Origin of the sequence: Cellulophaga geojensis KL-A (genome assembly GCF_000568425.1) — a bacterium.
Lineage (GTDB): Bacteria > Bacteroidota > Bacteroidia > Flavobacteriales > Flavobacteriaceae > Cellulophaga > Cellulophaga lytica.
On record NZ_ARZX01000012.1, the window covers coordinates 103878 to 112667 of the forward strand.

Consider the following 8790-nt stretch of genomic DNA (forward strand, 5'->3'; position numbering starts at 1 on the left):
ATCTAATAATGTACACTGCAAACTGAAAAATGGATACTAAAGAATTACTTAAAAAAGTACGAAAAATTGAGATAAAAACTAGACGTCTCTCTAACCACATATTTGGTGGAGAGTACCATTCTACGTTTAAAGGACGTGGTATGACGTTTAGTGAGGTGCGCCAATACCAATTTGGCGATGATGTACGTGCTATAGACTGGAACGTTACCGCACGTTATAACGAACCTTACATTAAAGTTTTTGAGGAAGAAAGAGAACTTACAATGATGCTTATGGTAGATGTAAGTGGCTCTGAAAACTTTGGCACAACCAATCAGTTTAAGAAAGATATTATTACAGAAATATCTGCTACACTTGCTTTTTCTGCACTTCAAAACAATGACAAAGTTGGTTTAATTTTATTTTCTGATGAAGTAGAGCTTTTTATTCCTCCAAAAAAAGGAAAAAGTCACGCATTGCGCATTATTAGAGAGCTGTTAGAATTTACACCAAAAAGCACTAAAACAAATTTATCTGAAGCCCTAAAGTATTTAACCAATGTAATGAAAAAGAAAGCCATAGTATTTGTGCTGTCTGATTTTATTACTGATAATTATTTACAAACGTTACGCATTACTGGTAAAAAACATGATGTTACAGGCATACGTATTTTTGATGAAAGAGAAGAAACTATACCAAACATAGGTATGGTACAAATGCAAGATGCAGAAACTGGCGCCATAAAACTTATAAACACACAATCTAAAAAAGTAAGGTTAGCTTATGGTAAGTACTACCAAGATAAAGTAACTTACTTTAAAGAAACATTTACAAAATCGGGCTGCGGAACACTAAGCTGTAGGGTAGACGAGAGTTATGTTAAAAAGCTATTAGGCTATTTTAAGCGAAGAGGATAATGACAATTAGTAGCAAGCAAATAATTAGTACAAGTAACACATTACCAAAAATAATGTGTGCCTTAGTGTGCCTTGTTTTTGGTTCATTTTTTAGTTATGCCCAAAACCAACCTAAAATAACAGCAGATATAGATACTACTGCTATTAGAATTGGTGAGCAAATTAAATATACCATTTTTGTAGATGCAGATTCTACCGCACAAGTGTTGTTCCCTGAAGACCAAACCTTTTCTCCTTTAGAAATGGTTGAGGCCTTAGAAATAGATACCACAAAGTATAAAGACCGTATTACATTACAGCGTTCTTATGCCCTTACTCAGTTTGATTCTGGTGCTTATACCATTCCTATACAACGTATAGAAATTAATGGTAAAGCTTTTTTTACAGATTCTTTAAGGGTTAATGTTGGTACTGTTAAAGTAGATACTTTTGCTCAAAAAATGTACGACATTAAACCACTTATGGAGGTAGAAAAATCTTCTTCATTCCCTTGGTTGCTAGTTAGTATTATTGTAGCTAGTTTACTAGTGGTTATAGGTTTAATTTACTGGTTTATTTTACGTAAAAAACCATTAACTGAAGAAGAAAAAATAGCGCTATTACCACCATATGACCGAGCAATTATAGAACTTAAAAAACTAGAAAATTCTAAATACATTATACAAGATGAGTATAAGGAGTATTACTCTGAGCTTACCACTATTGTACGTTCTTATTTAGAGGAAGATGTAAAAATATCTGCCCTAGAAAGCACTACAGACCAACTTATTACCAAGCTAGAACTTTTAAAAGATGCAGGGCAATTAAAGTTAGATAATGATACTATATCACAATTTAAACGTGTTTTGCAAACTGCAGATTTAGTAAAATTTGCCAAAAAGAAACCAGAAACTTCTATTGCAGAACAAGACCGCGTGGCAATAGCTCAGATTGTAGAAAAAACACATGAGGCGTTACCAGAGCCTACAGAGGAAGAATTGCTTAAAAATGAAGAATACCTAGAAGAATTAGCGCGTAAAAAAGAAAAGAAAAAATGGATTATTGCCATTGCCACTTTTGTAGGTGCTTTATTAATTGGTTTAGGGGTCTTAATTAAAGTATATGGCTTTAAAACAGTAAAGGACACAGCTTTAGGCCACCCTGTAAAAGAATTATTAGAGAACGATTGGATACAAAGCTCTTATGGCTACCCACCAATACAAATAGAAACACCAGAGGTTTTAATTAGACAAGAAGTTAATTTGCCTCCAGAGGCTAAAGCAAATATTAAAGAACTGCAATTGTTCACCTATAAAAGCAACAAAACACTGTTTGCTGTTAGTGTTTCATCTGCAACATTTGCTAATCCGCAAACAGAACCAGATTTTAATCAGGTAGCAGAAAAAATATTGGCAGAGTTTGAGGCTTCTGGGACTAAAAATATAACCACAAAGCAAGAGGAGTTTAATACATTTTCATCGGACACTAAAGGCTTAAAAATATATGGTTCTGGCAAGTTTAAAATGCCAAATTCTAAAGAATTGGTTAATGGTGAGTATGCAATAATTTGTTTTGGAGGCAAAGGTTTTCAGCAACAAATACTTGTAACCTACTTGGCAGATGACGAGTATGCACAACAAATTGCAGATCGCATATTTAATTCAATTGAAGTTAAAGAAGATAAAAAAGAATAAATGTTAGAGAATATCACTTTTGCAAATCCTCAGCTTTTTTGGTTGCTATTATTGCTACCATTGGCTGTGCTATGGTATTTTTTTAAACATAAAGAAGAAACTGCAGCACTAAAAATATCAAGTACACAAGGTTTTACAGATACCAGTATTTTATCTAAATTAAAACCTATACTTTTTGTTTTACGCTTGTTAGCTATGGCTGCAATAATTACCGCCTTAGCACGCCCACAAACTAAAGACGTTTCTACCAGAACAAAAACTACTAAGGGTATAGATATTGTTATGGCTATAGATGTATCTTCTAGTATGCTTGCCAGAGATTTAAAACCAGACAGGCTAACTGCCCTTAAAAAAGTTGCAGCAGATTTTATTAAAAAAAGACCTAATGACCGTATTGGCTTAGTTGCTTATGCTGCTGAAAGTTATACTAAAACACCTATTACTAGTGACAAGTCTATTGTACTATCATCATTACGCCAAATAACGCACGGGCAATTAGAAGATGGCACCGCAATTGGTATGGGTTTAGCAACGGCTGTTAACCGTTTAAAAGACAGTAAATCTAAAAGCAAAGTCATAATATTACTTACAGATGGCGTAAACAACTCTGGTTTTATTGAGCCAAAAACTGCAGCAGATTTAGCTGTAGAATATAAAATTAAAACATACACCATTGGTTTGGGTACAAATGGTAACGCATTAACTCCAATTGCTTTTAATCCAGACCGTACTTACAGGTATGGTATGAGGCAAGTAGAAATTGATGAAAAACTGCTGGAAGAAATTGCTACTGTAACAGGCGGACAATATTTTAGAGCTACAGACAATGAAAAGCTTTCCGCTATTTATAATGAAATTAATAAGCTAGAAAAAACAGATATTGAAGAAATTAAATATACCAATTTTGAAGAAAAGTTTAGACCATTAATACTGTTAGCTGGTATTTTACTTTTACTAGAATGGATAATGCGTAACACTTTATTTAGAAGTTTTATCTAAGATTAAGAAAGACAAATGATACAAATAGACGAAAAAACATATTTCTATTTACTGTTCATCATTCCTGTAATGGTGGTCATCTTTGTGCTGCTTTTAATCTGGAAAAAAAGAGCGCAAAAGAAATTTGCAGATTTACACTTACTAAAACGCTTAACACCTACTAAATCTACCTTTAAATCAATTTTAAAATTCTGTGTATTTATTTTAGGATTAACACTTTTAATAGTTGGATTGGCAAACCCTAAAATTGGCACAAAACTTGAAACTGTAAAAAGAGAAGGTGTAGATATTGTTTTTGCTGTAGATGTATCTAAAAGTATGCTTGCAGAAGACATTGCTCCTAGCAGGTTAGCTAAAGCAAAGCGTATTGTTTCAGAAATTATTGCGCAACTTGGTAGTGACCGTATTGGTATTATTGCTTACGCAGGGCAAGCGTACCCACAATTACCAATTACTACAGATTATGGTGCGGCTAAAATGTTTTTACAAGGTTTAAACACCAATATGCTATCATCTCAAGGTACAGCTATTAACCAAGCGTTAGATTTGGCTTCTACGTATTATGATGATGATGAGCAAACAAACAGAGTGTTATTTATAATTTCTGACGGAGAAGACCACTCTGAAGGATCTACAGAAGGTGCAGTAGAAAAAGCAGTAGACCAAGGTATAAAAATATTTACCATTGGGGTTGGCACAGAAAAAGGAGCTCCAATACCTATAAAGCGTAATGGAGTTTTACAAAGTCTTAAAAAAGACTTACAAGGAGAAGTTGTAATTACAAAACTTAACAAAAGCGTTTTAGAAGATATTGCAGATGAAGGTAATGGCCAATTTATAGATGGTACAAATACTAATGATGCTGTAACTATTATTAAAGAAGAATTAAATAAAATGGATAAAACAGAGTTTGAAGCCAAACAATTTTCTGAGTACAAAGACCAGTTTCAATGGTTTATTGGTGCTGGATTGTTCTTTTTATTTATAGATATTTTTCTTTTAGACCGAAAAACAAAATGGCTTCAAAAACTTAATTTGTTTAACGAAAAAGAAGTAGAATAAATGAAAAAGCTAGTATACATTGTTTTTTTAATAGGATGCTTTACTTATGCACAAGATGATGCAGACGTTAAAGAAAAAGAAAAAGCATTAAACACCTCTAAAAATTTAACTTGGGAGGCTAATAAAGAACTATCTGAAAATAATTTTTCACAAGCAGAAGCAAATTACCGTAAAGCAATTTCTAAAAGTTCAGAAAATGCTGTTGCTCCATATAATTTAGGGAGTGCTTATTACAATAAAGAAACGTATAGTGAAGCTTTTGGCAGGTTTAAGCAAGCTAGTGAGTTAGCTAGCAGCAAAGCAGATAAACATAAGGCATACCACAATATGGGTAATGTTTTTATGAAAAACAAAGAGTATGAAAAAGCGGTAGAAGCATACAAAGAAGCTCTTAGAAATAACCCTTCTGATGAAGAAACCAGGTACAATTTTGCCTTGGCTAAAGAGCTACTAAAAAAACAACAAGACGAGCAAAAGAAAAACGACCAAAACAAGGACGACAAAAAAGACAATAAGGAAGACCAAAAAGATAAAAACGAAGACAAAGAAAAGAACGAAGGGGACGGAGACGATAAAAAAGACGACCAAGGAAAAGATAAAGATAAAAAAGACGGCGAAGACAAAAAGGATAAAGGGGACGAAGGAGACAAAGAAAATAAAGATGATAAGAACGGCAAAGGTGACGATAAAAAAGACCAAAAAAAGCCAAATGATAAAGGAGATAAAAAGCCGCAAGACCAACAACAGCAACCAAGGCCTAATCAGCTCTCTAAGCAACAGGTAAAAAACCTATTAAAAGCTATGGAGAATGAGGAGAAAAAAGTTCAAGAAAAAATGGATGCCCAAAAAGTAAAAGGCGCTAAAGTAAAGAACGAAAAAGATTGGTAATTAAACACATGAAAACGAAACTATACATATTATATATTCTAACTTTTTTTACGCTCAGTAGTGCTGTTGCACAAGAAGATAAAGTTACGTTTTCTGTAAAACTTAGTAAAGAAAAACTAGGGCTTAATGAGCGTTTAAAGGTAGAGTTTACCACCAATAAACAAGGTGATAATTTTGTTGCTCCTAATTTTAACGGATTTACTGTATTAATGGGGCCAGCAACATCTATAAGTAGATCTTGGAACAATGGTAAGCGTAAATTTTCATTATCATACTCTTACATTTTACAGCCTACTACCAAAGGAAGTATTACTATAGATCCTGCAAAAATTACTATAGATGATCAAGAATATAAATCTGACGCAAAAACTATAACGGTTACAGATGCTGTTGTAAACCCTAATGCTCCGCCCTCTGCTAACGACATAGCTCAAGAAAATTTACATCTTGTTGCAGAAATAAGCAAACCAAACCCTTATTTAAACGAGGCTATTACAGTTGTTTATAAAATGTATGTTAGTCCTTCTATAGAGGTGTCTGGTTTCCAAGCTGTAGACAACCCTAAGTACAATAATTTTTGGAGTCAAGATATTCCTGTAAAAAGATACACAACTAAAGATGATACGTATAAAGGAGAAGAATACAGGTCTGTAATTTTAAAACGTGTTGTTCTGTATCCACAAAAAACAGGCAAACTTACTTTAGAGCCACTTTCTTTAGACGTTGGTGTGCAAGTACCTACACAACGAAGGGACTTTTTTGGTGGACCAATATACGCACAAGCCAACTTAAGAGTATCTGCTGGTAACAGGTATATAAATGTTAAACCTTTGCCAGAAGAAGGTAAACCAGCAAGTTTTACAGGTGCTGTAGGAAATTTTAATTTCTTGGTTACCACAAGTAAAACCCATTTAAATGCTTCAGAATCTCTGCAAGCTAAAGTAGAAATTAACGGAAAAGGTAATTTAAAGTTATTTGATATCCCTACGTTAAATTTACCTGGTTCATTAGAGGTTTATGATCCTGAACACGACGAAAAAGTAACTACCTCTTACACCGGTATGGAAGGTAAAATTAGTGACAGTTACACTATTGTACCAGAATACAGAGGCAAATACCCAATACCTAGTATTGCGTTTAGTTATTTTAACCCTAAAACTAAAAAATACCACACGCTTAACTCAGAAGAATTGGTTATAAATGTGGTAGAAGGACCAACTAACACAGAAGATACTGCGGCTAAAAACGCCAACGCAACTACTAAACAAGTTGTAGAAACTAAAGGCAAGCAATTTAATTTTATAAAAACGCAAACCACCCTAAAGCCAATTTCTAATACGTACTTTTTTAAGTCTACGGCTTATTATTTATGGTTATTACTGCCTATATTATTAATTCCTATAGCTATATTGTTGGGTCGTAAAAGAGAAGCAATGGCATCTGACGTAGTGGGTAACAAAGTTAGAAAAGCAAATAAACTGGCTCGTAAATATTTATCTGCAGCCAAGAAAACTCTGGGTAAAAAAGAAGCATTTTATGTTGCCCTAGAAAAAGCGTTGCATAATTATTTAAAAGCAAAACTTAAAATTGAAACATCTGATTTTAGTAAAGATAAAATTACAGATTTACTAAATCAGAAAGGCATAGAACAAAGCACTATAGACGGATTTATATCACTCTTAAAAAACTGTGAAATGGCACGTTATAGTCCGTTTTCTAATGTGCAAATGCAACAAGATTACAATAAAGCAAGTGAAGTAATTTCACAAATGGATAAACAATTATAATTATGAAAAAAATACTATTTATACTTGTTTTATGCGTTTCGTTTTTGGGATATTCTCAAAACAACGACCTATTTAAAAAAGCTACTGATGCTTATAATAATGGCAAGTATGATGCTGCTATAAAAGATTATCTGCAAATAATTGACAACGGCAAGCACTCTGCAGAGCTTTACTACAACCTAGGAAACTCTTACTACAAGCTTAACAAGGTTGCTCCTAGTATTTACTATTATGAAAAAGCACTATTACTAAAACCAAATGACAGCGAAATAAAAAATAACTTAGCGTATGCAAAAAATATGACTTTAGATGTTATTAACCCTTTGCCGGTTACTACACTAAAATCTATTTACAATAAAGTAGTTGGTCATTTTAATTTTGACCAATGGGCATACTTAAGCGTTGTGCTAATAATTTTGTTTGTTATTAGTTATATTGCTTTTAAGTTTTTTAATTACTCAACTAAAAAAAGAATTTCGTTTGTAGCAAGCATCACCTTTTTACTTTTATCAATTACAGCAATTACAGCTGCATATTTAAATTATTCTGATTTTAAAAAAAATAGACCTGCAATTGTTTTTAATGAAGAATCTTTAGTGTTAGAGGAACCAAATACTAGAAGCAAAGAAGTATTTAGACTACATGAGGGCACTAAAGTTTTTGTACTTGACGAATTAAAACAGTATTATAAAATAAAATTAGCTGACGGTAAAACGGGCTGGATTTCATCTGAAGAAATAAAAGAAATTAAATAACTTTACGTTTATTACAACCTAATTTAAATTTCAGTTTTATACATTTGCCCTCCTAAAATTTATAATGTTCAAAAAGTTTTCATCCATATTTTTAGCAATTTTACTCGTTGGTTTTATTATTACTCCAACCGTGCTTTTGCATTTAGATGATAGCATAGAAATATCTATAACACTTAATTCTGGTGAGGATGAAGAGTGCAACTCTTTAGAGATTATATCTTCAACCACTAATTGGACTTTTTTACACCCTTTTACATCTAGTATTACACCAGTTTATTATAGCAAAACCTATTCTAAACCACATTTTAACCTACTATTGCCACCTCCAGAGCTAAGTTAACACTTGGTTATATTTTAGCTTTTTTAGACTAAAATACACTACACCCAAAAAGTAAAACAGTACTTTTAAGTCAAATTATTTTATATCTATTTTTAGTTTTAAACTTAGTGTTAGAACCAAAAATTTATCAGCTATAAATTTGCTTTTACGCATATTTACGGACTGACTATTATTAAAATTTAAATTCATTTTTTAGTTTAATATATCAACTAAAAATTCAACTTATATAAAACATAATTATTTTATGAAAGCGCATACAAAAGAAACACAAGCTACAATGACACCAGAAAAGTCATTGCAATTTTTAAAAGAAGGAAACCAAAGATTTCAAAACAATTTAAAAGCTCACCGCAACCTGTTAGAGCAAGTTAATGACACTAGTGAAGGCCA

General features: G+C 32.5%; 8 protein-coding genes and 1 pseudogene. All 9 read left to right on the forward strand.

Features of this window, described 5'->3' with window-relative positions; all coding sequences use genetic code 11:
• The first annotated feature begins 29 nt into the window (after positions 1–29).
• Positions 30–896 carry a DUF58 domain-containing protein gene (locus KLA_RS10430; RefSeq protein ID WP_034645684.1) on the forward strand — a complete coding sequence of 289 codons (867 nt, stop codon included), beginning with the start codon at positions 30–32 and terminating at the stop codon, positions 894–896.
• On the forward strand, positions 896–2569 hold the full coding sequence (locus tag KLA_RS10435) for a hypothetical protein (RefSeq protein ID WP_034645687.1): 1674 nt from the start codon (positions 896–898) through the stop codon (positions 2567–2569). Before KLA_RS10430 ends, KLA_RS10435 begins: the two co-directional genes overlap by 1 nt.
• A complete protein-coding gene (locus KLA_RS10440; protein ID WP_013620718.1) occupies positions 2570–3568 on the forward strand; it encodes a vWA domain-containing protein in 999 nt (332 codons plus the stop codon).
• Between the two features lie 15 nt (positions 3569–3583).
• The gene (locus KLA_RS10445) at positions 3584–4630 is read left to right on the forward strand and encodes a vWA domain-containing protein (protein ID WP_034645690.1); all 1047 of its coding nucleotides are present in this window, start codon (positions 3584–3586) and stop codon (positions 4628–4630) included.
• Entirely contained in the window at positions 4631–5518 is an 888-nt protein-coding gene (locus tag KLA_RS10450; protein ID WP_034645693.1) for a tetratricopeptide repeat protein, read from the forward strand. It begins immediately after the preceding gene.
• Between the two features lie 8 nt (positions 5519–5526).
• Positions 5527–7305, forward strand: a complete 1779-nt coding sequence (locus KLA_RS10455) for a BatD family protein (protein WP_034645696.1) — start codon at positions 5527–5529, stop codon at positions 7303–7305.
• Between the two features lie 2 nt (positions 7306–7307).
• Positions 7308–8060: a tetratricopeptide repeat protein gene (locus tag KLA_RS10460; RefSeq protein ID WP_013620722.1), complete on the forward strand. Its 753-nt coding sequence runs from the start codon at positions 7308–7310 to the stop codon at positions 8058–8060.
• 64 nt (positions 8061–8124) lie between these two features.
• Positions 8125–8400 (forward strand): hypothetical protein, encoded by a 276-nt coding sequence (locus KLA_RS10465; RefSeq protein ID WP_013620723.1) that lies wholly within the window; start codon positions 8125–8127, stop codon positions 8398–8400.
• 244 nt (positions 8401–8644) lie between these two features.
• Positions 8645–8790, forward strand: a pseudogene (locus KLA_RS10470) (carbonic anhydrase); the annotation flags it as partial.

Bases quoted from the DNA above. Each gene is read 5' to 3' on its own strand.
- KLA_RS10430 (WP_034645684.1), top strand. From the start codon at position 30: ATGGATACTAAAGAATTACTTAAAAAAGTACGAAAAATTGAGATAAAA.
- KLA_RS10435 (WP_034645687.1), top strand. From the start codon at position 896: ATGACAATTAGTAGCAAGCAAATAATTAGTACAAGTAACACATTACCA.
- KLA_RS10440 (WP_013620718.1), top strand. From the start codon at position 2,570: ATGTTAGAGAATATCACTTTTGCAAATCCTCAGCTTTTTTGGTTGCTA.
- KLA_RS10445 (WP_034645690.1), top strand. From the start codon at position 3,584: ATGATACAAATAGACGAAAAAACATATTTCTATTTACTGTTCATCATT.
- KLA_RS10450 (WP_034645693.1), top strand. From the start codon at position 4,631: ATGAAAAAGCTAGTATACATTGTTTTTTTAATAGGATGCTTTACTTAT.
- KLA_RS10455 (WP_034645696.1), top strand. From the start codon at position 5,527: ATGAAAACGAAACTATACATATTATATATTCTAACTTTTTTTACGCTC.
- KLA_RS10460 (WP_013620722.1), top strand. From the start codon at position 7,308: ATGAAAAAAATACTATTTATACTTGTTTTATGCGTTTCGTTTTTGGGA.
- KLA_RS10465 (WP_013620723.1), top strand. From the start codon at position 8,125: ATGTTCAAAAAGTTTTCATCCATATTTTTAGCAATTTTACTCGTTGGT.